Origin of the sequence: Kocuria rhizophila (assembly GCF_003667225.1) — a bacterium.
In the GTDB taxonomy this organism is placed as follows: domain Bacteria; phylum Actinomycetota; class Actinomycetes; order Actinomycetales; family Micrococcaceae; genus Kocuria; species Kocuria rhizophila.
The window spans coordinates 126,373-146,624 of the sequence record NZ_RCOM01000001.1 but is presented as its reverse complement, the minus strand read 5'-3'; the positions used below and the strand labels follow the sequence as shown (position 1 = coordinate 146,624).

Annotated in this window: 20 protein-coding genes; 3 read left to right on the top strand and 17 right to left on the bottom strand. The window is 72.2% G+C overall.

Annotated features, from left to right (window positions below; all coding sequences use genetic code 11):
* The 16 genes from D9R02_RS00655 to ftsY all read right to left on the bottom strand — a co-directional run.
* The coding region (locus D9R02_RS00655) for a hypothetical protein (RefSeq protein ID WP_220700409.1) at positions 1–829 on the bottom strand (829 nt) is incomplete at its 3' end.
* A gap of 212 nt (positions 830–1,041) precedes the next feature.
* The gene (locus D9R02_RS00650) at positions 1,042–1,473 is read right to left on the bottom strand and encodes a YraN family protein (protein ID WP_406921525.1); all 432 of its coding nucleotides are present in this window, start codon (positions 1,471–1,473) and stop codon (positions 1,042–1,044) included.
* A 277-nt stretch (positions 1,474–1,750) separates the two neighbouring features.
* Positions 1,751–2,509, bottom strand: a complete 759-nt coding sequence (rnhB, locus tag D9R02_RS00645; RefSeq protein ID WP_070638319.1) for a ribonuclease HII — start codon at positions 2,507–2,509, stop codon at positions 1,751–1,753.
* The gene (lepB, locus tag D9R02_RS00640) at positions 2,506–3,267 is read right to left on the bottom strand and encodes a signal peptidase I (RefSeq protein ID WP_070638322.1); all 762 of its coding nucleotides are present in this window, start codon (positions 3,265–3,267) and stop codon (positions 2,506–2,508) included. Before lepB (D9R02_RS00640) ends, rnhB begins: the two co-directional genes overlap by 4 nt.
* Before the next feature lie 86 nt (positions 3,268–3,353).
* On the bottom strand, positions 3,354–4,043 hold the full coding sequence (gene lepB, locus D9R02_RS00635) for a signal peptidase I (RefSeq protein ID WP_180956157.1): 690 nt from the start codon (positions 4,041–4,043) through the stop codon (positions 3,354–3,356).
* 10 nt (positions 4,044–4,053) lie between these two features.
* On the bottom strand, positions 4,054–4,416 hold the full coding sequence (gene rplS / locus D9R02_RS00630) for a 50S ribosomal protein L19 (protein WP_019308976.1): 363 nt from the start codon (positions 4,414–4,416) through the stop codon (positions 4,054–4,056).
* A gap of 175 nt (positions 4,417–4,591) precedes the next feature.
* Positions 4,592–5,437, bottom strand: a complete 846-nt coding sequence (gene trmD / locus D9R02_RS00625) for a tRNA (guanosine(37)-N1)-methyltransferase TrmD (protein WP_121566108.1) — start codon at positions 5,435–5,437, stop codon at positions 4,592–4,594.
* 3 nt (positions 5,438–5,440) lie between these two features.
* Positions 5,441–6,010, bottom strand: a complete 570-nt coding sequence (gene rimM / locus D9R02_RS00620) for a ribosome maturation factor RimM (RefSeq protein WP_019308974.1) — start codon at positions 6,008–6,010, stop codon at positions 5,441–5,443.
* A 125-nt stretch (positions 6,011–6,135) separates the two neighbouring features.
* A complete protein-coding gene (locus tag D9R02_RS00615; RefSeq protein WP_029603087.1) occupies positions 6,136–6,378 on the bottom strand; it encodes an RNA-binding protein in 243 nt (80 codons plus the stop codon).
* Between the two features lie 2 nt (positions 6,379–6,380).
* Positions 6,381–6,809 (bottom strand): 30S ribosomal protein S16, encoded by a 429-nt coding sequence (gene rpsP / locus D9R02_RS00610; protein ID WP_019308972.1) that lies wholly within the window; start codon positions 6,807–6,809, stop codon positions 6,381–6,383.
* A 200-nt stretch (positions 6,810–7,009) separates the two neighbouring features.
* Entirely contained in the window at positions 7,010–7,927 is a 918-nt protein-coding gene (locus tag D9R02_RS00605; RefSeq protein ID WP_070638337.1) for a hypothetical protein, read from the bottom strand.
* On the bottom strand, positions 7,924–8,418 hold the full coding sequence (locus tag D9R02_RS00600; protein ID WP_070638340.1) for an NUDIX domain-containing protein: 495 nt from the start codon (positions 8,416–8,418) through the stop codon (positions 7,924–7,926). The genes D9R02_RS00605 and D9R02_RS00600 overlap by 4 nt, the downstream gene beginning before the upstream one ends.
* A gap of 6 nt (positions 8,419–8,424) precedes the next feature.
* Positions 8,425–9,990: a signal recognition particle protein gene (gene ffh / locus D9R02_RS00595; protein ID WP_070638343.1), complete on the bottom strand. Its 1,566-nt coding sequence runs from the start codon at positions 9,988–9,990 to the stop codon at positions 8,425–8,427.
* A 189-nt stretch (positions 9,991–10,179) separates the two neighbouring features.
* Positions 10,180–10,518 carry a P-II family nitrogen regulator gene (locus tag D9R02_RS00590; RefSeq protein ID WP_019308968.1) on the bottom strand — a complete coding sequence of 113 codons (339 nt, stop codon included), beginning with the start codon at positions 10,516–10,518 and terminating at the stop codon, positions 10,180–10,182.
* Positions 10,515–11,828 (bottom strand): ammonium transporter, encoded by a 1,314-nt coding sequence (locus D9R02_RS00585; RefSeq protein ID WP_246829137.1) that lies wholly within the window; start codon positions 11,826–11,828, stop codon positions 10,515–10,517. Before D9R02_RS00585 ends, D9R02_RS00590 begins: the two co-directional genes overlap by 4 nt.
* Before the next feature lie 264 nt (positions 11,829–12,092).
* Entirely contained in the window at positions 12,093–13,211 is a 1,119-nt protein-coding gene (gene ftsY, locus D9R02_RS00580) for a signal recognition particle-docking protein FtsY (protein WP_070638348.1), read from the bottom strand.
* A gap of 31 nt (positions 13,212–13,242) precedes the next feature.
* Here ftsY and D9R02_RS00575 point away from each other — a divergent pair, with 31 nt between their 5' ends.
* Together D9R02_RS00575 and D9R02_RS00570 are read left to right on the top strand one after the other, a co-directional pair.
* On the top strand, positions 13,243–14,619 hold the full coding sequence (locus tag D9R02_RS00575; RefSeq protein WP_121566107.1) for an MFS transporter: 1,377 nt from the start codon (positions 13,243–13,245) through the stop codon (positions 14,617–14,619).
* Entirely contained in the window at positions 14,616–15,221 is a 606-nt protein-coding gene (locus D9R02_RS00570) for a hypothetical protein (RefSeq protein ID WP_070638355.1), read from the top strand. Before D9R02_RS00575 ends, D9R02_RS00570 begins: the two co-directional genes overlap by 4 nt.
* Before the next feature lie 47 nt (positions 15,222–15,268).
* Here D9R02_RS00570 and smc read toward each other — a convergent pair whose 3' ends face one another.
* Entirely contained in the window at positions 15,269–18,913 is a 3,645-nt protein-coding gene (gene smc, locus D9R02_RS00565) for a chromosome segregation protein SMC (RefSeq protein WP_121566106.1), read from the bottom strand.
* Between the two features lie 285 nt (positions 18,914–19,198).
* Here smc and D9R02_RS00560 point away from each other — a divergent pair, with 285 nt between their 5' ends.
* Complete coding sequence (locus D9R02_RS00560; RefSeq protein ID WP_047978436.1) at positions 19,199–20,224, top strand: 3-oxoacyl-ACP synthase III; 1,026 nt, start codon at positions 19,199–19,201, stop codon at positions 20,222–20,224.
* Positions 20,225–20,252: the final 28 nt, after the last annotated feature.

The following is a 20,252-nucleotide window of genomic DNA, read 5'->3' as shown; positions in this document are numbered from 1 at the left end:
GGTCGAGGGGGCCCGGCGCGGGGGTACCGGACGGAGCAGGCTCCTCCGGCAGCGGATCAGGCAGGTCCCCGCCGGGCCCCCTCGACCCGTCCCCGGGGTCCTCCTGGTACTCGTCGTCCTCCAGCGGGATGGTGGGATCCCACGACTCCGTGCCCGTGTCCCCGTGGCGCCCCGTGTCGGGCTGCAGCCGTACCGGTGCGGCTTCACGGTCACCGATCACGGGAACGAGTTCGAGGCTCGCGAAGCGATCCGGGATCCCGTCGATGTCCCCCACCAGCACGTTGCGTGCCTTCCGCCCGGCGGGGACGGGGCCCGTGGCGGCGTCCGCCGCGTCGGCGATCCGGCGCTTCACCTTGCACGCCTTCTCCCGGGAGAGGGTTGAACCGTCCGGCGCCCGGTAGGCGCCCTCGAAGGACCGGGGCCGCCACTTCTCGACCGCCCGTGACACGTGCTCGAGCTGGTAGGTGGCGCCGTCGCGCGCCGTGAGGATGAGGCGGCTCACGGAGACGGGTGAGTGGCCCCGGGTGTTGTCGATCTCCACCGTGGCGTAGGTGGCCCGTTCGACCCCCGCCTCCCGCCGCAGCCGTTCGAGCTCGTCACTGGACGGGACCGCCGCGGGGACCGTGATCCGCACGGTGGCGCCGTTGGGCAGCGAGGCGCGGAAGGTGCCGGGGTGCAGGTCGCCGTCCGCCGAGACCACGGATGAGCTGACGGTGGGATGTCCGCCCGGATCGTTGCCCGTCTGGGAGCACGCGACGACGCCCAGTGCCACGGCGGCCGCCACAGCGGTGGCAGACAGCGCATGCGGCAACCACGCAGCGGTTCTCATGCCATTCCCCCGTCCACGGACTCCCGGTTCCTGCCCCGTCATACCGTGACACGCCACACAGAAGATCTCCTAATGCACGGTGCATCCACGTGAATGTGTCCACCCCCGAGCAGCATCCGCGGGCCGGATGACGTGTCACGTCGCGGTGGGCGGCCCTGCCCCGAGCGGCCGGGCGGCCCGGCCAGGGCGGGGCGGCCGGGGTGGCCCCGAGGTCAGAGCCAGCCGATGGAACCCACGTGCTCCACACGCGGAGAGGACCCTCTGGGCCAGTGCACGGCAACCACGTCCACGGACGGGACCCCGGCCTGACCGTTCTCACGGGCCCAGGCACGGGCGAGGACGTGGAGGCGCCGGAGCTTCTCGGCACCCACAGCCTCACACGGGTGGCCGAAGTCCCCTCCGGTGCGTGTCTTGACCTCGAAGACCGTGACGGCGCCGTGGCGTTCCGCCACGATGTCCAGCTCGCCCCGTGGGCGCCCCGGGGGCGGCGCCGGTCTCCAGTTGCGGTCCCTCACGGTCCATCCGGAGCGCTCCAGCAGGCCGGCGATCAGGTCTTCACCGGCTCGCCCGGTGCTCATGTGGGGAGCGCCGGGTGGGTTCGGGCTCGACTGGTGGTCGGGGCGGTGGGCTGCGGGCGCGGTCATGACCCCACTGTGGGGCCGATCAAGGCGCAGCGGCGCCCCGGGCCCGCTGGTGTGGAGGGCGGATGGCGGCTGGCACGAGGAGCTCGCCGAGCCGCAGGGCACACCCCCCGCTCCCCCGGGCCGACCGGCCGTCCGGTCTGCTCGACACTCCCTGTCGCGGAGCCGCGTGCACCCAGGCCGCAACCGCAGCCCGACCGCTGAAGCCACCGTTCGATCGCCAACCGCGGAGCCCACCGCGCGAACGCCGACCGGGGCTCCGCAGAGCCCTTTGCGCGAACTACCGCCCGCCCAGGTTCCAGCTCAGCCGGTGGTGGTCGGTGGTGCCCCGTTCCGCGAGCGCCGCACGGTGAGCCGCGCTGCCGTACCCCTTGTTGGAAGCCCAGCCGTAGTCCGGGTGCTCCCGGTGCAGCTGCCCCATGAGGGCGTCGCGCTCGACCTTCGCCAGGATCGACGCGGCGGCCACGCTCACGCACTGCGCGTCCGCCTTCACCAGCGTGTGCACCACGGCAGGCAGCTCGACCGGGTCCTCGGCCTGGCCCAGCACCGCCGGAGCGTCCAGCCAGTTGTACGAGCCGTCCAGGATCAGTGCGTCAACGGGCACGCCCGCAGCACGCACCGCCCCGAGGGCGCGCAGGCCGGCGAGCCGCAGCGCGGCGTTGATCCCCAGCTCGTCGATCTCTCGCGGCTGAGCGTGGCCGACCGCCGTGGCCGCGGCCCACGCGCCGATCGTGGGTGCCAGTGCGGCGCGGCGGGCGGGGCTGAGGGCCTTGGAGTCCCGTACGCCCTCCCAGGGGTGCGGCGCGCGCGGTCCCGGACCGTCCGGCGTCGACGGCGCCTGCCCGCCCTGGGAGGCACCCGCCGCCGGCTTGTCTGCGAGCAGGGCTGGGACGTCCAGCACGACGACGCCCACGCTCGCGGGACCTGCCAGCGCACCGCGGCCCACCTCGTCCATCCCCGCCACAAAGCGTGCCCCGCGCTGAGCGAGCAACACCTCCACGTCGAGGGTGGTGGCCGGGGCGGAGCGCGCGGGGCTCACTGCCCGCCGGCCGCGGGGACGTCCTGGAAGGTCTGCTCGGGGTTGTGCAGGAACTGGAACCGGTCCAGCGGCCAGGCGATCACGAAGGCCGTGCCCACGATGTCGTCCTCGCTCACGAACTGGGTACCGGTCTCGATGTGGAAGCGGGAGTCCGCCGAGGCGTTGCGGTGGTCGCCCATCACGAAGACCTTGCCCTCGGGAACGGTGACGTCGAAGGCGAAGTCGGAGGGCGCGGCTCCGGGGTAGATGTAGGGCTCGTCGAGCGGCTGGCCGTTCACAGACACCTTCCCGGAGGCGTCGCAGCACGTCACGTGGTCGCCGCCCACACCGATCACGCGTTTGACCAGGGCCTGCTGGCTGCTGTCCGGCAGCAGACCGACGAACTCGAGGCCCTCGCGGACGGGCCCGGTGCGGGTCTCCGGAGCTTCGGGCAGCCAGCCCTGGGTGTCGTCGAAGACCACGATGTCCCCGCGGTCGATGTGACCGGTCTTGGCACCGATGACGTTGACGAAGATGCGGTCGTCCAGCTCGAGGGTCTGCTCCATGGAGCCCGAGGGGATGTAGTAGCCGCGCACCAGGAAGGTCTTGACCACGAAGGCGATGACCACGGCGAGCGCCATGACGATCAGGACCTCCCGGACCGCATTCCATCCCGGTGACCTCTTGGCGGCGCTGCCGCCGCTGCCGCGCCGCGTGGGCTGGGCGGCGTCGTCCTGGGGGTGGGCGCCGTTGGCGCCGGCGTCGTGCTGCTCAGCCACTGCACTGTCCTTCTCTGCGTTCTGACGGTTCCGGGTGGGAGGTGCCGGGAGGCGCTGCCGCGCTCACCGGCACGTGCGGATGCGGTTCACCCCTCGAGAGAGCGGGCCCGGTCCAGCGGCCACACCACTCTCTCGGCCGTGCCCACGATGCGCTCCGTGCGGATCAGGCCACCGCCGGGGGCGCCCAGCAACGAACGGGAGTCCACCGACACGCTGCGGTGGTCGCCCATGAGCCACACCCGTCCCGGGGGGACCCGCACCGTGAACGGGATGTCCGACGGTGCATCACCAGGGTAGACGTAGTCCTCGTGCTGGGGCTGACCGTTGACCGTGATCAGGCCCTCGGCGGTGCAGCACGAGACGGTGTCCCCGGCCACCGCGGTCACCCGCTTGACGTAGATGGTGTCCGAGCCGGTGAGGCCGAGCCACTGTCCCACGGTGTCCGCGGCCTGCTCGTACCAGGGGTCGGAGGAGTGCAGCGGGTCCAGGGTGCCTCGGCCGTCGAAGACCACGAGATCACCCCGCTGGATGTCGTCCTCGGACACGAGCTTGTTCACGAGGACCCGGTCTCCGCCCTCGAGCGTGGGCTCCATGGAGTCCGAGCCCACCCAGTACACGTCCAGCACGAACCCGCGCACGAGCACCGTGACCACGAGCGCGGTCGCGAGGGCGGCGGCGATCACGCGCAACCACCAGCGCCGGGTGGAAACGGGCCGTCTCACGGCAGAGGACCCGGCAGGTGCCGGGTCCTCTGCGTGTTCCGTGTGCTCAGGCACCCGGTGAGTCCTACTTGCTCGAGGCGCTCGACTCGCGCTTCTCGCGGATGCGAGCAGCCTTGCCGTGACGGTCGCGCATGTAGTACAGCTTGGCGCGACGAACGTCGCCGCGGCTCACGAGCTCGATCTTCTCGATGATCGGGGAGTGCACCGGGAAGGTGCGCTCCACGCCCACACCGAAGCTGACCTTGCGGACCGTGAACGTCTCGCGCACGCCGGAGCCCTGACGGCCCATGACGAAGCCCTTGAACACCTGGACACGGGAGCGGTTGCCCTCCACGATGTTCACGTGCACGTTCAGGGTGTCGCCGGGACGGAAGTCGGGGACGTCGTCGCGCAGGGACTTGGCATCAAGCTGGTCAAGAATGTTCATGATGTGACTCCTCGTGATCGCCGCAGGTCTCTCACGTGTGGTTCGCGCGCCACCCCGCGGGGTGCACGTGCTCCAGGTTCCGGGACAGGACGTGAAGTGGCCGTCCCGGGCGGTGCGTCGTTGGTCGCTCTCCCCCCTGCGGCAGGGGCGTGCCCGACGCACACACAGCCCACCATTATGCCATATCGGACGGGTCCTCCGGTGCGCCCTGCGGCGTAGTGCGTTCGGAGCGCTGCCACTGCCCGCCGGCCACGGTGAACCCCTCCTCGGCCAGCACCGCGAGGTCCGCGCGGTCCAGGGCGGCGGGGTCCAGGGCCAGGACCATGTCGGGGCGGCGGCGTGCGGTGCGCACCAGCTGCTGGTCGCGCCGCCAGCGCGCGATCCGCCCGTGGTGCCCGGACAGCAGCGTGTCCGGAACGGTGCGCTCGCGCCACTGCGCGGGCTTGGTGTACACCGGGTACTCCAGCAGCCCGCCCGTGTGCGACTCCTCCGCCAGGGACTCGGGGTTGCCGATCACCCCCGAGATCAGCCGGGTCACGGCCTCGACCATCGCGAGCACGGCCACCTCTCCCCCGTTGAGCACGTAGTCGCCCAGGCTCAGGGGGCGCACCCGCACCTCGTCCCGTGCCCAGTCGATGAAACGCTCGTCGATTCCCTCGTAGCGCCCGCACGCGAAGACCAGGTGCTCCTCCTCGGCCAGCTCGTACGCCACCTCCTGGGTGAACACCTCCCCCGCCGGGGACGGCACGACCAGCACGGGGCGCGACGACGCCGCACGGCCGGCCCCCGCACCGGCGCGCACCACGGTCTCGAGGGCCTGCGCCCACGGCTCGGGCTTCATGACCATCCCGGCGCCGCCCCCGTAGGGGGTGTCGTCCACGGTGCGGTGCCGGTCTGTGGCGAACTGGCGGGGGTCGGTGACCTGCAGGCTGAGCAGACCGTCGGTCACGGCCTTGCCGATCAGGGAGAGCTTCAAGGGCTCCAGGTACTCGGGGAAGATGCTCAGGACGTCGATGCGCACGGCTCAGTCGTCCTCGCCGAGCTCGAGCAGACCGGGGGGCGGGGTCACGAGGACCAGCCCGCGGTCCAGGTCCACCTCCGGGACGATCTCCTCGACGAACGGGATGAGCACGGAACGCCCGCCCTTCTCCGGGGTGATCTCCAGCAGGTCCTGCGCGCTGCCCTGGATCAGCGCCTTGACGGTGCCGATCCGCGCCTCGTCACGGGTGAGGTCCACGGCCACGAGACCGAGGAGGTCGTCCTGGTGCCACTCGTCGTCCTCCAGCGGGAGGTCCGCGACCTCCGCGTGGAGCTCCAGACCCCGGGCGGCCTCGGCGGCGTTGCGGTCACGGATCTCCTCGAACCGGGCCACGAGCACGTCCTTGTTCCAGCGGTGCCCGCCCACGGTCAGGCTCTCGACCCGCAGGGGCTCGGGGCGGTCGGCGCCCTGGCCCCGGCGGCCACCGCGCGCCTGCTGGACGCTCAGCACCGAGCCCGGCGCGAAGCGTGACTGCGGATCATCCGTGAACAGCTCCACGGTCACTTCCCCCCGCACACCGTGCGGCTTGCCGATCCGGGCGACCCGAACGCTCATGTCTTCTCCTCCAGGGACGTCCTGCTGGGTGCTGCGCGGTCCGTGTCCGGGGACCGCATCCGGTATGCACACGGCCCCCGTTCCCCTCGAGAGGGAACGGGGGCCGTGACGAGTGCTGCGTCCGCTCAGCGGCGGCGGTCGGTGTCGACCACGTCCACGCGCACGCTCTCGCCGGAAGCCAGTGCCGAGACGACGGTGCGCAGGGCCTTGGCCGTGCGTCCCGAGCGTCCGATCACGCGACCCAGATCATCCGGGTGCACGCGCACCTCGAGCGTCTCGCCGCGGCGGTTGTCGCGGGAACGCACCGAGACATCCTCGGGGTTGTCCACGATGCCACGGACCAGGTGCTCCAGGGCTTCCGCGAGCATGCTCACTCTGCCTTCTCGGCGTCGTCCTCTGCGGGAGCGGCGTCCTCGGCGGGTGCCTCCTCGGCCTTCTCAGCCTTGGGGGTGATGGCCTCGGGAATGATCACGGAGCCGTTGTCCGGGGCGACGAACGGGGTCTTGCCCTCGGGCTGCTTCAGCGTGCCCTCGGCACCCGGCAGGCCCTTGAACTTCTGCCAGTCGCCGGTGATCTTCATGAGAGCGAGCACGGCCTCGGAAGGCTGCGCGCCCACACCGAGCCAGTACTGCACGCGATCGGACACCAGGTTGATGTACGAGGGGTTCTCGGTCGGCTGGTACACGCCGACCTCCTCGATCACGCGACCGTCGCGCTTCTTGCGGGAATCGACGACGACCACGCGGTAGCGGGGATCGCGGATCTTGCCCATACGCTTGAGACGAATCTTGACTGCCACTTGTGTGGTTACTCCTGTTTCGAATGGAATCGGTCACCGCACACGCCAGCCCGTGGGGCGGGCAGCACGTGGGTTTCCTGTGGACACGAAGTCACGCACGGTGAGAGGGTCCGCACGGTTCGAGTACCCGTCCATTGTGCCACAGCTGTCAAACCGGCCGGCGCACGCGGTGACGGGACGCGAGCGGGGTGGCGGAGGGCTCAGCGATTCCTGCGCGAGCGGACGGAGGCCCACAGCGCGGCCTGCAGGGCGGCGTCGGACAGCATGAGCGCGGAGGCCGATCCCAGCACCTTGGCACTGCGTCCACCCCGCGCGGCCAGACCGGCCAGCCCCGCGCCGAGCACGGCTTCCGCGCCGCCCAGGGCGAGCAGCAGTCCTGGCCTGCGGACGTAGGCCCGCTGGAGGCGGGAGAGCACGTCCGAGCTGCTGGGCTCGACGCTCGCGGCGTCCAGCACGGACAGTGCCGCGGGGCGGGGCTCGTGGCGGGTGACCCCGTCGAGCTCCGAGACCTCCCGCTGGCCCTCCACGATCTTCGCGGCGACCACGGGCAGCCCGAGCAGCTGCAGCACGGACTCCAGCAGCAGGGCGGAGCTCGCCGTGCGGGCGTAGTTCTCCAGCCGTGCCGTCTGAGCGGGATCGAGGTCGCACAGGGACGCGATGCTCGCCGCGGCCGTGAGGTTGCCCTCGGGTGCCGACGCCGCGGCGTCGCCGTCCGTGCCACGGTCCACGGGGGGCCCGTCCGAACCGGCGGCGTCTCGCGCGCCCGCCAGCAGCCCCGCCACGGGGTCCTCGTGGACGGCGGGCCAGCGCAGCGTGGTGGACTCTTCGAGCTCGTCGAACTGGGTGCCCCAGTCCTCACGGGCATCGAGCGCGGCCACGGGTGGGTAGACGCGCAGCGCGCGTGCGCTGCCGTCCGAGTCCAGGCGCACGGCGATGCTGCGCGGGTCCCCCGCGGCGGCCAGCCCAGCAGGATCCACACCCTCCGGAAGCACGACCGCGGACCAGCCGTCCCGTGAGACGGCGGTGAAGCCGAGGCCGAGGGCGGACGCCACGAACGGGAGCTCGGGGGCGTCCGCGCGCACGAGCACCACAGTGCGCGGTGCGGGCCGCTCGCTCATGAGCGGGAACCCCCGTGCATCACGCGCTCCACCACGGTGCCGGCCTCGAGGGCCTCGATGGCCGCCCGCAGGTGCTCGGCCATGCCTGCCGGCATGACCGTCTCCAGGTCCTCGGGCGCCACCCAGCGGTAGGAGAGCAGCTCCTCCTCCTGCACGGTGATCGGGGTGTCGGACGGGATGGTGCCGCCGTCGTAGAGGAACGAGACCGAGTCCCCCCACATGCCCATGCCCACACCGTGGCTCACGGCGATGAGCCGACCCTCGGGCAGGTGCAGTCCGACCTCCTCGACCACCTCACGGAAGCACCCGGTGCGCGGGTCCTCCCCCGCCTCCACCGTGCCGCCGGGCAGGGTCCACCCGTCCTTGTAGTTGGGCTCCACCGCGAGCACGCGGCCGTGCTCGTCACGGATGACCGCGGCGGAGGCCAGCCGCCGGGTGGGCAGCGTGGCGATGAACTCGCGCAGCTCGTCGTCGGGGAGGTACGAACCCATGGATGCCTACTTTCCGAGGAACTTCTCGAAGCCCTTGGGCAGGTTGAGCGACTCGGCGTCCAGGTCCTTGCCCTGGGTGCCGAACGCGCTGCCCTTCGCGGCCGGCTTCTGCCCGGACGCGAGTGCCGCCTGCTCCTGGGCCCGCTTGGCGGGGTTGCCGGAGCGCGAACCCTTCTTCTTGGCCTTGCCCTTCTTGGCGGCGCCGCCGCGGCCCATGCCAGGGATCCCACCGGGCATGCCGGGGACGCCCTGCCCGGAGGCCAGGCGCTTCATCATCTTCTGGGCCTGGGCGAAGCGCTCCATGAGCTGGTTGACCTCGGAGACCGTGACGCCGGAGCCGCGGGCGATGCGGGCGCGGCGGGAGCCGTTGATGATCTTGGGGGCCACGCGCTCGTGCGGGGTCATGGAGCGCACGATGGCCTCCACACGGTCGATCTCGCGCTCGTCGAAGTTCTCCAGCTGCTCCCGCATGCCGGCGGCGCCCGGCATCATGGCGAGCATCTTCTTCATGGATCCCATCTTGCGCAGCTGCTGCATCTGCGCCAGGAAGTCCTCGAACGTGAAGTCCTCCTGGTCGGTGAACTTCTTGGCCATCCGCTCGGCCTCGGTCTTGTCCCACTGCCGCTCGGCCTGCTCGATGAGCGTGAGGACGTCACCCATGTCCAGGATGCGGGAGGCCATGCGGTCCGGGTGGAACTGCTCGAAGTCCCGCACGCCCTCGCCCGTGGAGGCGAACATGATGGGCTTGCCGGTCACCGCGCGCACGGACAGCGCCGCACCACCGCGGGCGTCACCGTCCAGCTTGGAGAGCACCACACCGGTGAAGTCCACGCCCTCGTCGAACGCCTTGGCGGTGTTGACGGCGTCCTGACCGATCATCGCGTCGATCACGAACAGGACCTCGTCCGGGTCCACGGCGTCGCGGATGTCCCGCGCCTGGTTCATCAGTGCCTGGTCGATGCCCAGGCGCCCGGCGGTGTCCACGATCACCACGTCGTAGAGCTTGGAGCGTGCGAAGTCCACACCGTCCCGGGCGACCTTCACGGGATCACCCGTGGGGTCGTCGAACTCCGAGGTGGCGCCGGGCTCCGGGGCGAACACGGCCACGCCCGCACGCTCACCCACGACCTTCAGCTGGGTCACGGCGTTGGGGCGCTGCAGGTCGGAGGCCACGAGCACGGGCTTGTGCCCCTGGTCCGTGAGCCACTTGCCCAGCTTGCCCGCCAGGGTGGTCTTGCCGGCGCCCTGCAGGCCCGCGAGCATGATCACGGTGGGGCCGGTCTTGGCCAGGTTGATGCGGCGGGTCTCGCCGCCGAGGACGTTCTGCAGCTCCTCGTTGACGATCTTCACGACCTGCTGGCCGGGGTTCAGCGCCTCGGAGACCTCCGCGCCGAGCGCGCGCTCCTTGATGACCGCGGTGAACTCCCGCACCACGGGCACGGCCACGTCCGCCTCGAGCAGGGCGCGGCGGATCTCCCGCACGGTGGCGTCGATGTCCGCCTCGGAGAGCCTGCCCTTGCCGCGCAGGTTCTTGAACGTTGCTGTGAGCCGGTCGGACAGTGAATTGAACACGGGGAGGTCGCTGCTTTCCTCGGACGACGGATGATTCGGTGTCCCAGGTTAGCAAGCGGGCGCGGGCCCGCGCGCACCGCACGGCGGCCCCCGGTGCGGGGGCCGCCGTGGGTTGCCCGGGCCGCGGCCGCGGCACGGGCGGAGCGGTCGTGGGGGCCCGGGGCGCGAAACCGTCGGCCGCGCCGGGACTCAGAGGGCGACGTCGTCCCGCTCCCCGGTGCTCACGCGCACCGCGTGCTCCACGGGGGTGACCCACACCTTGCCGTCCCCGGGTTCACCGGTGCGGGCGGCGCCGACGACCACCGTGACGACCTCCTGGGCCTCGGCGTCCTCCACGACGGTCTCGATGCGCACCTTCTCCAGCAGGTCCACGGTGTACTCCGCGCCCCGGTACACCTCCCGGTGTCCGCGCTGGCGGCCGTAGCCGTGCACGGTGAGCACGGTCATCCCCTGCACGCCGTAGCTCTCCAGGGCGTCCTTGACGTCACTGAACTTCTCCGGGCGCACCACTGCGGTGACGAGTTTCACGGGTTGCTTCCTTTCGCGGGGACGGGAGCCTCGGCGGTGCCGGGCAGCGGGCGGTGGGTGCCGTGGCCCGCGAACGATCCGGTGGCCTCGTCCTTGAGCGAGTACGCGGACTCCGCGTGCTGCGTGAGGTCCACGCCGATGATCTCGTCACGGCGCGTGATGCGCAGCCCCATGGTGGCCTGGAGCACCAGCCCGATCAGCAGCGTGAGCACGCCCGTGTAGAGGGCCACGAACACGGTGGCCGCGAGCTGCGAGCCCATGAGGCCCCAGCCGCCCCCGTGGAGCAGGCCTGCGCGTCCCTCGGAGGGGACCGCCAGGAATCCCAGCGCCACGGTGCCCACGATGCCCGAGACCAGGTGCACGCCGCACACGTCCAGCGAGTCGTCCAGCCCGATCCGGTACTTGAACCCCACCGCGAGCGCCGAGAGCACACCGGCCACAGCCGAGAGCCCGATCGCACCCAGCGGGGTCACGTTCGCGCACGCCGGGGTGATGGCCACCAGGCCGGCGACGACGCCCGAGGCCGCCCCGAGCGACGTCGCGTGGCCGTCCCGGATCCGCTCGGTGAGCAGCCAGGAGAGCATCGCGGCGGCCGGGGCCACCAGCGTGTTGGTCCAGACCAGGGCGGCCTGCTCCACGGTGGTGGCGGCCCCGGCGTTGAAGCCGAACCAGCCGAACCACAGGATGGCCGAGCCCAGCATGACCAGGGGCAGGTTGTGGGGGCGCTGCCCCGAGTCCCGGCCGAAGCCGCGGCGGGCCCCGATCAGCAGGATGAGCACGAGGGCCGCGACGCCCGCGTTGATGTGCACGGCGAGCCCTCCCGCGAAGTCGATGGGCTCACCGACGATCCGTCCCAGGGCGCCCTCCTCCGAGAACAGCCCGTCGCCCCACACCATGTAGGCCAGCGGGAAGTACACCAGGGTGACCCACACGAGCGTGAACACCACCCACGTGCCGAAGCGCGTGCGGTCCGCGATCGCGCCGGAGATCAGCGCGACCGTGATGATGGCGAACGTCACGGAGAAGTCCGAGGCGAGCAGGTCCTCGGTGCCGAGCAGACCCTGCAGCCCCGCGTGCGCGAACGGGTTGGCCGTGAGCCCGCCCAGCACGGGGTCGCCGCTGAGCATCGACGCTCCCCACAGCACCCACACGACCCCCACCACGCCGAGGGCCGCGAAGCTCATCATCATCATGTTCAGCACGCCCTTGGCCCGGGTCATGCCTCCGTAGAACAGTGCGAGCCCCGGGGTCATGAAGAACACGAGCCCCGCAGCCACCACCATCCACACGTGTCCGGCGGTCAGTTCCACCCGGATCACCTCGTCCCTGTCTCGTGCCAGCACATCCTTTGCGCTTCCGGGGACCAGTCAACGGCGCCCGTGTTACCGCCGGGTTCGCCAGGGCGTAACGAGCGTGTTTCGAATGCGCCGCTCGTGTGACGCACACGTTAAACCGGGGTGCCGCATCTCACATGGTGGGCACGGGGCGGCCCCCGCCAGAGCGGTCCGCACGCAACGACGGCGCCCGCCCCCGGGAAGGGAGCGGACGCCGTCGTGGTGCGGGAACCGGGGACGTCAGTCGATGATCGCGTCCACGAACTGCTCGGCGTTGAACGGCGCGAGGTCGTCCGGGCCCTCCCCCAGGCCGATGAGCTTGACGGGCACGCCGAGCCCGCGCTGGATGGCCACCACGATGCCGCCCTTGGCGGTGCCGTCCAGCTTGGTGAGCACGATGCCGGTGATGTCCACGGCCTCGGCGAAGACCCGTGCCTGGGTCATGCCGTTCTGCCCGGTGGTCGCGTCGATCACGAGCAGCACCTCGTCCACCGCGGCGGCCTTCTCGATCACGCGCTTGACCTTGCCGAGCTGGTCCATCAGACCGGCCTTGTTCTGCAGCCGGCCGGCGGTGTCCACGAGCACGACGTCGGACTCCTGCTCGATCCCGGCCTTCACGGCGTCGTACGCCACGGAGGCGGGGTCCGCGCCCTCATGCTCGGAGCGCACCGTGGGCACGCCCACGCGGACGCCCCACGTCTCGAGCTGGTCCGCGGCGGCGGCGCGGAAGGTGTCCGCGGCGCCGAGCATGACGTCCTTGTCCTCGGCCACGAGCACGCGGGCCAGCTTGCCCACCGTGGTGGTCTTGCCCACGCCGTTGACGCCCACCACGAGCACCACGGCGGGCTTGCCGGGAGCGGACTCCGTGCGCAGGGAACGGTCCAGGGTGGGGTCCACGAGCGCGAGCATCTCCTCGCGCAGCATGGTCTTCAGCTGCGCGGGGTCCTTGGTGCCGTCCACGCGGACGCGCTTCTTGAGGTTCTCCACGAGCTCCAGGGACGCGTCCGTGCCGAGGTCCGCCATGAGCAGCGTGTCCTCGATCTCGTCCCACGTGTCCTGGTCGATGCGCTCGCGCGAGAGCAGCACGAGCAGGCCCTTGCCGAGAACGTTGTTGGACTTCGCGAGCCGCCCGCGCAGCCGCGCCAGGCGACCGCGCGCGGACTCGGGGCGCTCCAGGGTGCTGACCGGGCGGTCCTCGAGCACCTCGCCCTCGTCCAGACCCGGGACGTCGTCGAGGTCGCGGGTGCCCTGGTACCCGCCCTTCGGTGCCTTGGGTTTGCGCAGCAGCAGCACGCCGAACACCACGAGCAGCACCACCACCGCGGCGGCTATCACGATCCACATCAGTTCAGGAGTCATCACCCGTCTAATCTCCCATAAACTGCCAGGCGTGTCCCACCCCACGCCCCGCTCTCCCGGTTCCTCCGGCTCTTCCGGCTCTTCCGGCGACGACGCCGCACGGCACCTCCCGGACCCTTCTCCCCTCCCGCGTGCCCCGGGTCCTGACGCCCCGGCACCGGACGCCTCCGCGCCCGCCGCGCCCACGGGGCAGAAGGTCCCCGACCCCATCAAGGTCCTGATCGCGGCGGCCTTCGTGATCGCCCTGGGCTACGGCCTCGTGGCCCCGGTGCTGCCCCAGTTCGCCGCGAGTTTCGGCGTGGGCGTAGCGGCGTCCTCCGCGGTGATCAGCGCCTTCGCCCTGTGCCGGCTCGTGTTCGCGCCCGCGAGCGGGGCGGTGGTCAACCGCATCGGCGAGCGCCCCACCTACCTGATCGGGCTGATCGTGGTGGCGCTGTCCTCCGCGGCCACCGCGTTCGCCCAGACCTACTGGCAGCTGCTCGTGTTCCGGGGGCTCGGCGGGATCGGCTCCACCATGTTCACGGTCTCCGCGATGGGGCTGATCGTGCGGCTCGCGCCGCGGCACATGCGGGGGCGGGTGTCCGGCTACTACGCCACGGCGTTCCTGCTGGGCGGGATCCTGGGCCCGGTGCTCGGCGGATTCCTGGCCGGGCTGGGCATGCACGCGCCGTTCCTGATCTACGCGGGCGCCCTGGTCGTGGCGGTGCTCGTGGTGTGGCTGCGGCTCAGGGACGAGACCCTCGGGGCCAAGCGGACCGGTGCCGCCCAGCCACCCATGCGGGTCCGCGACGCGCTCGACGCCGGCGCCTACCGTGCCGCGCTCGCCTCCAGCTTCTCCACGGGGTGGACGGCCATGGGCGTGCGCGTGGCACTCGTGCCGCTGCTCGCGGCCCAGGTGGTGGGCGAGGGGCCCGCAGTGGCCGGACTGGCCCTTGCACTGTTCGCGGTGGGCAACGCCGCCGCGCTCACGGTCACGGGGCGCCTGACCGACCGGCTCGGCCGCAAACCCCTGGTGCTCACGGGTCTGGTGGTGTGCGGGCTCTCAACCATCGGCGTGGGCTTCAGCACCTCCGTGGTGGCGTTCGCGGTGCTGTCCCTGCTCTCGGGCGTCGGTTCCGGAACGCTCAACCCCGGCCAGCAGGCGGCAGTGGCCGACGTGATCGGCCCAGACCGCGCGGGCGGCAAGGTGCTCTCCCGCTACCAGATGTGCGCCGACGCCGGTCAGATCGCGGGCCCGGTCATTGCCGGGGCGCTGGCGGACGCCGCCGGGTTCGGCTGGGCCTTCGGGGTGTCCGGGGCGCTCATGCTGCTGGCGGCGCTCGCGTGGCTGCCGGTGCGGGAGACGCTGCCGGAGACCGCCCTGTCAGAGGCGCGCCGACCCCGTCCGAGCGGGACGGACGGCAAATGACGAGGTCGGGGAAACCGTCCCCGCGCCGCCGTGCGCTGATCCGCTTCCTCGTGATGTTCGTCGTCACCCTGGTGCTGAACGGTGTCCTGAAGGAGCTGCGCAACCGGGGCATCCTCACCACCCCGATGCTGTTTGGACTTCTTGCGGTCGTCCTGCCGGGTGTCTGGGTCCTCCTCCGCTACTGGTGGCTGCCCCGCGTCTCCCGGGCCCGCCCGCAGCACGAGCGGATTGTCACGGAGGCCCGCTGGGCGTCTCCCCTGGCACCCGGGACCGTGATCGAGCGGCTGCGCGCGGAGTTCGTCGCCCCGGAATTCCGGACGGTCACCACGGAGTCGGCGTTCCACATCGCCACGGGCTCCGACGAGACCTTCCGGTGGCGGGGTGCGGGGTCGATGAAGGGCTGGGAGGCGTTGCCGCTCGCCGTGGACATCGTGCTCACCGCGGCACCGACCGTGTGCGGCATCGTGGCGCTGGCCCGGGACGACCTCGGGTGGTACGAGACACCCCCGGAGTTCTTCGTGGAGAACGAAGTTCGGCGCCGCGGCGCGGCCCTCATCCGCCGCGCACGAGCCGTCACCGAGGCCCGAACCACAGACGGCTGACACGATGGCCGCCAGGGCGACCGGGCGGCGTCGTCTGCGGGGACCGACTAGCGAAGCTCCGAGAGCTGCTGCCCCACCACCAGGCTCACACCGTCCCCGCGCATGGACACTCCGTAGAGGGCGTCCGCGATCTCCATCGTGCGCTTCTGGTGGGTCACGATGATCAGCTGCGAGCTTTCCTTGAGCTGCTCGAAGATGGTGAGCAGCCGGCCCAGGTTGCGGTCGTCCAAGGCGGCCTCCACCTCGTCCATCACGTAGAACGGGGACGGCCGGGCCTTGAAGATGGCCACCAGCAGCGCCAGGGCGGTCAGCGAGCGCTCGCCGCCCGAGAGCAGGGACAGCCGCTTGATCTTCTTTCCCGCGGGGCGCGCTTCCACCTCCACGCCGGAGTTGAGCAGGTCGTCCGGGTCCGTGAGCCGCAGCCGCCCCTCGCCCCCGGGGAACAGCGTGGCGAACACGGACACGAACTGCTCGGCGGTGTCCCGGTAGGCCTCCGCGAAGACCTCCTCCACGTGCTGGTCCACCTGGCGGATGATGTTGCGCAGGTCCGTGCGCGAGTTCTTGACGTCCTCCAGCTGGGTGACCAGGAACCTGTGCCGCTCCTCGAGCGCCGCGAACTCCTCAAGTGCGAGCGGGTTCACCTTCCCCAGCGCCCTGAGCTGCTTCTGGGCCCGCTGCAGCCGGGTCTCCTGCTCCTCCCGTCGGAACGGGGTGCCGGGATCGGTCATGCTGGGCAGGGCGAGCTGCACGGAGCCGCCGGAGTCCTCCGCGGTCTGGGCGGCCTCGATCGCGGCGTCCGCGTCCGGGACCGGCAGGTGGGGACCGTAGTGGTCCACCAGGAAGTCCGGAGTCATCCCGAGCTCCTCGAGAGAGGTGGCCTCCAGACCCTCCAGCCTGGCGCGGCGTTGCGCGAGGTCCAGCTCCGCGCGGTGCAGCTTCTCCGTGAGCTCGGCGAGCTCCGTCCCCACGCGGTCACGCTCGGTGCGCAGCCGCTGGGCGGCCTCGTCCAACCCGGCACGGCGCGTCTCGATCTCGTCCCGCTCGGCAGCGGCCTCCCTGGCCGATGCCTCCGCGGACTCCCGAAGGTGCCCGGCGGCGGTCTCGACGGCACGCGCCACCGCGGCCTGCACCCGGCGCCGTTCGGCACGCCGGGCCGCTTCCGCGCGTGCCGCTCGCTCGGAGCGCGCGGCACGTGCCTGGGCCTCCGCCCGGGACACGATGTGCCGGTGCTGCTCCTCGAGCCCGCGCAGCGCGAGCCGCGCCTGCGTCTCGGCCTCCCGGGCCGCCTTGGCCCGCGCCTCGGCCCGGTTGCGCTCGGCGGCGGCCTCGAGCTGCTCGCGTTCCAGGCTCTCCTCGTCGCCGGTCTCCACGGCCTCCGCGCGCCGCAGCGCCTCGTCCAGCTCGGCGGCGCGCCGGGCGAGCCGTTCCTCGGCGGTCGTGAGCACCTCCCGGCGCCGCGCCAGCTCGGAGTCCGCCGACGACGCCGTGGCCTCCGCCCTGCTCGACGCCGCGCCTGCCGCGGCGGCGTCCTTCTGCGCACGCTGCAGGTCCCGGGTGGCCTCGCGCGCCTCCTGGACGGCGGCCGCGCTGTCCTGCTCGGCACTCCGGGCGGCCTCCGCGGCGCGCCGCGCCGCCGTCTCCAGCGCCGCGGTCTCCCCCTCGGCCTGGTCGAGCAGCGCCATGATCTCGAGGTTGCCCGCCGCCTCCGTGGCCCCGCCCTGCACGCGGTGGCCGCCGTAGACGTCCCCGTCCCGGGTGACCACGCGCACGCCGCGACCCGCCTGGCCGAGGGCGCGGGCGGCGTCGAGCATGGTGAGTGCGGCGGAGGCGTCCGGGACCAGGACCGTGGTGGCCAGCTCGGCACGCACGGCGGCCAGCACACGATCTGCTGCTGCGGCGTCGTCCGTCACCGCGGCGGACAGCACCGCCCGCGCGAGAACGCAGCCGTCGGGCAGCGGGAGCTCCGGGGGCTCGGACGCGTGGGCTTCGTCGGCGACCAGCAGGTGGACCCGCCCGGACCCGGCGTCGGCCAGGTGGGCGAGGATCCGCGCGGCGCCCGTGTGGGAGGCCACCGCGAGCGCGTCGGACCACGGCCCCAGTGCGGCGGCCACCGCGCGCTCCCAGCCGGGGGCCACGCGCACGGAGCGGGGGACGTCCCCGAGCACGGGCACCACGTCCGCCACGGAGGCGGAGCCGTCCGGCTGGCGCAGGGACTGCCGCAGGGTGTCCACGCGCACGGTGTGGGTGTGCAGCTCGCTCGCGCTCTGCTGCCGCCGGGCGTCCGCCGCGCGGGACAGCGCGCGGGCGGCGTCGGCCCTCTCCTCGGCGTCACGGGCGCGCTCGGCGGCCTGCTCGGCCCGGGCCGTCGCGCTCTCGGCGGCCTCCTGCAGAGAGGAGGTCTCCAGACGGGCCCGCTCCGCGCGCTCCACCACGTCCGAGATCTCCCGGCGCACGCGCTCCACGTCCGCCTCAGCCGAGCCCACCCCGGAACGCGCCGCGGTCACGGCGGCCGCGAGCCGCGCCTGACCCGCGCGCCGGTCCGCGGCCTGCCGCACGAGCTCCGCAGAGCGCTTCTCGGCGGCCCGCGCCGCGTCCTCCGCCTCGGCGCGGGACTGCTGGGCACGCTCCAGACCCTGCTGGGCCTCGGTGACCCGCTCGGCCAGCTGCTCTGCCTCCGCGCGGGTGCGCGCGGCCTGCTCCTCCAGGGCGTCCGCGTCCCGTCCCTGCGCGGGGGCCTCCTCGGTGCTGCCCAGCAGCCGACGCCGCTCCTGGGCCAGGGTGGCCAGGGCCCGGTAGCTGTCCCGCACCGTGCTCAGCTCGTACCAGCTCGTGCGCGCCTCGTTCAGTGCCGGAGCGGTGCGGGCGGCAGCCGCCTCCGTCTCCTGCAGCCGACGGGCGAGCTCCGCCGTGGTCCTCTCCAGCTCGTCACGGCGCTCCCGCGCGGCCGCTCCAGCGCCCTCGTCCGCCTCCATCCCCGCGCGGGCCGCCACGACGTCGTCCGCGAGCAGCCGGGCGCGGGCGTCCCGCACGTCGTACTGGATGCGCTGGGCCTTCCGGGCCGTGCGGGCCTGGCGCCCCAGCGGGGTGAGCTGGCGTTCGATCTCACCGGTGAGGTCCTCCAGGCGGTCCAGGTTCTGCTGCACCGACTCCAGCTTGCGCAGGGTCTTCTCCTTGCGGCGGCGGTGCTTGAGGATCCCGGAGGCCTCCTCGATGAACCCGCGGCGGTCCTCCGGGGTGGCCTGCAGGATCCGGTCCAGCTGGCCCTGGCCCACGATCACGTGCATCTCGCGGCCCAGCCCCGAGTCCGAGAGCAGCTCCTGGATGTCCAGCAGGCGGCACGAGCGGCCGTTGATCGCATACTCGGAGCCGCCCGAGCGGAACAGGGTGCGCGAGATGGTGACCTCGGAGTACTCGATCGGCAGGGCGCCGTCGGCGTTGTCGATGGTCAGGGACACGTGCGCGCGGCCCAGTGCGGAGCGGGCGGAGGTGCCCGCGAAGATGACGTCCTCCATCTTGCCGCCGCGCAGGGACTTGGCGCCCTGCTCCCCCATGACCCACGCGAGGGCGTCCACCACGTTGGACTTGCCGGAGCCGTTGGGACCCACCACGGCCGTGACACCCGGTTCGAAGTGGAACGTGGTGGCGGAGGCGAAGGACTTGAAACCACGCACGGTGAGGGTCTTCAAGTGCACGCGGGGGATCTCCTGGGTCTGGCGGTCGGCTCTTCGGGAGGCCGTGAAGGGGTGGGCCCCGATTCTACCCGGGGTCCGCTCGGACCGATCCGGTGCCGCGGTGCCGCCCGGCGCGGGACCGCATCCAGGCACCGCGGGACGAACGCGGCGCGCACCCCGAGGAACCTGTCAGACAGGACCGCTAGACTGGGCCGGTCCAGCCCGCTTGTTCACCCGAGCGCCGAGGTCCATCACGAACGATCGATTCCTTGACGGTACGGGTGGCGTCTGATCGAAAGCGCCACATTGACCGGTAACTCCACCATCAGAAACCGCAACGCCGCCATCCTGTCGGTGACCAAGACGGAAGCGGACGTGGTGATCCCGTCCACCCGGTTCGATGAGGAGTTGGCCAAGACCTTCACACGGCTGCGCCTTCCCAAGGGTCTGCTGGAGCGGCTCGCGGGCATCAAGGAGCGCCGCGGCTGGGCCCCCGGACGCCACTTCACCGACGGCGCCACCGAGGCCGGCCAGGCCGCCCTGGAGAACTCCGGCATCCGCCCGGAGCAGATCGGACTGTTCATCAACGCGTCCGTCACGCGCGACAACTACGAGCCCGCCGTGGCCGTGGGGATCCACGAGCGCCTGGGCCTGCCCAGCTCCGCCCTGAACTTCGACATGACCAACGCGTGCCTGGGCTTCGTCAACGCCCTCACCGTGGCCTCCTCCATGATCGACGCGGGCGCCATCGAGTACGCCCTCGTGGTGGCCGGCGAGGACCCCTCCCCGTGGCACGAGGCGGCCATCGCACGGCTGAGCGAGGACGACATCACGCGCGAACAGGTGGTCCAGGAGTTCGCAACCCTCACCCTGGGCTGCGGCGCCGCCGCCGCCGTGGTGGGCCCCGCGGACCGCCACCCGGACGGCCACCGGATCGTGGGCTCGGTGACCCGCGCCGGCACCGAGTTCAGCCGCCTGTGCGTCGGTGGCTGGGACGGGATGTTCACGGACGCCACCGGTCTGCTCAACCACGGTGTGGGACTCGTGGTCGAGGCGTGGCTGGATGCGGAGCGCGACGGCTGGGACTGGCGGAACATGGATTCCTACGTGACCCACCAGGTCTCCAACTCCCACACCAACAAGCTCATCGAGGACATGGGGATCGACGCCGCCAAGGTGCCTCTGACGTTCCCCTACTGGGGCAACGTGGCCGCCGCCGCGCTGCCCATGACCCTGGCACTCGAGGCCGAGCGGCTGGAACCCGGAGCGCGGGTGCTGTGCCTCGGCGTGGGGTCCGGGCTGAACACCACCCTCATGGAGATCGCCTGGTGAGCGCATCCCGCCCGCGTGACCCGCAGGG

Coding starts and splice junctions, on each gene's coding strand:
- rplS (WP_019308976.1), bottom strand. CDS start 4,416: ATGAACATTCTTGACCAGCTTGATGCCAAGTCCCTGCGCGACGACGTC.
- D9R02_RS00615 (WP_029603087.1), bottom strand. CDS start 6,378: ATGCTCGCGGAAGCCCTGGAGCACCTGGTCCGTGGCATCGTGGACAAC.
- ftsY (WP_070638348.1), bottom strand. CDS start 13,211: ATGACTCCTGAACTGATGTGGATCGTGATAGCCGCCGCGGTGGTGGTG.
- D9R02_RS00605 (WP_070638337.1), bottom strand. CDS start 7,927: ATGAGCGAGCGGCCCGCACCGCGCACTGTGGTGCTCGTGCGCGCGGAC.
- rimM (WP_019308974.1), bottom strand. CDS start 6,010: ATGAGCGTTCGGGTCGCCCGGATCGGCAAGCCGCACGGTGTGCGGGGG.
- D9R02_RS00570 (WP_070638355.1), top strand. CDS start 14,616: ATGACGAGGTCGGGGAAACCGTCCCCGCGCCGCCGTGCGCTGATCCGC.
- D9R02_RS00650 (WP_406921525.1), bottom strand. CDS start 1,473: ATGACCGCGCCCGCAGCCCACCGCCCCGACCACCAGTCGAGCCCGAAC.
- D9R02_RS00600 (WP_070638340.1), bottom strand. CDS start 8,418: ATGGGTTCGTACCTCCCCGACGACGAGCTGCGCGAGTTCATCGCCACG.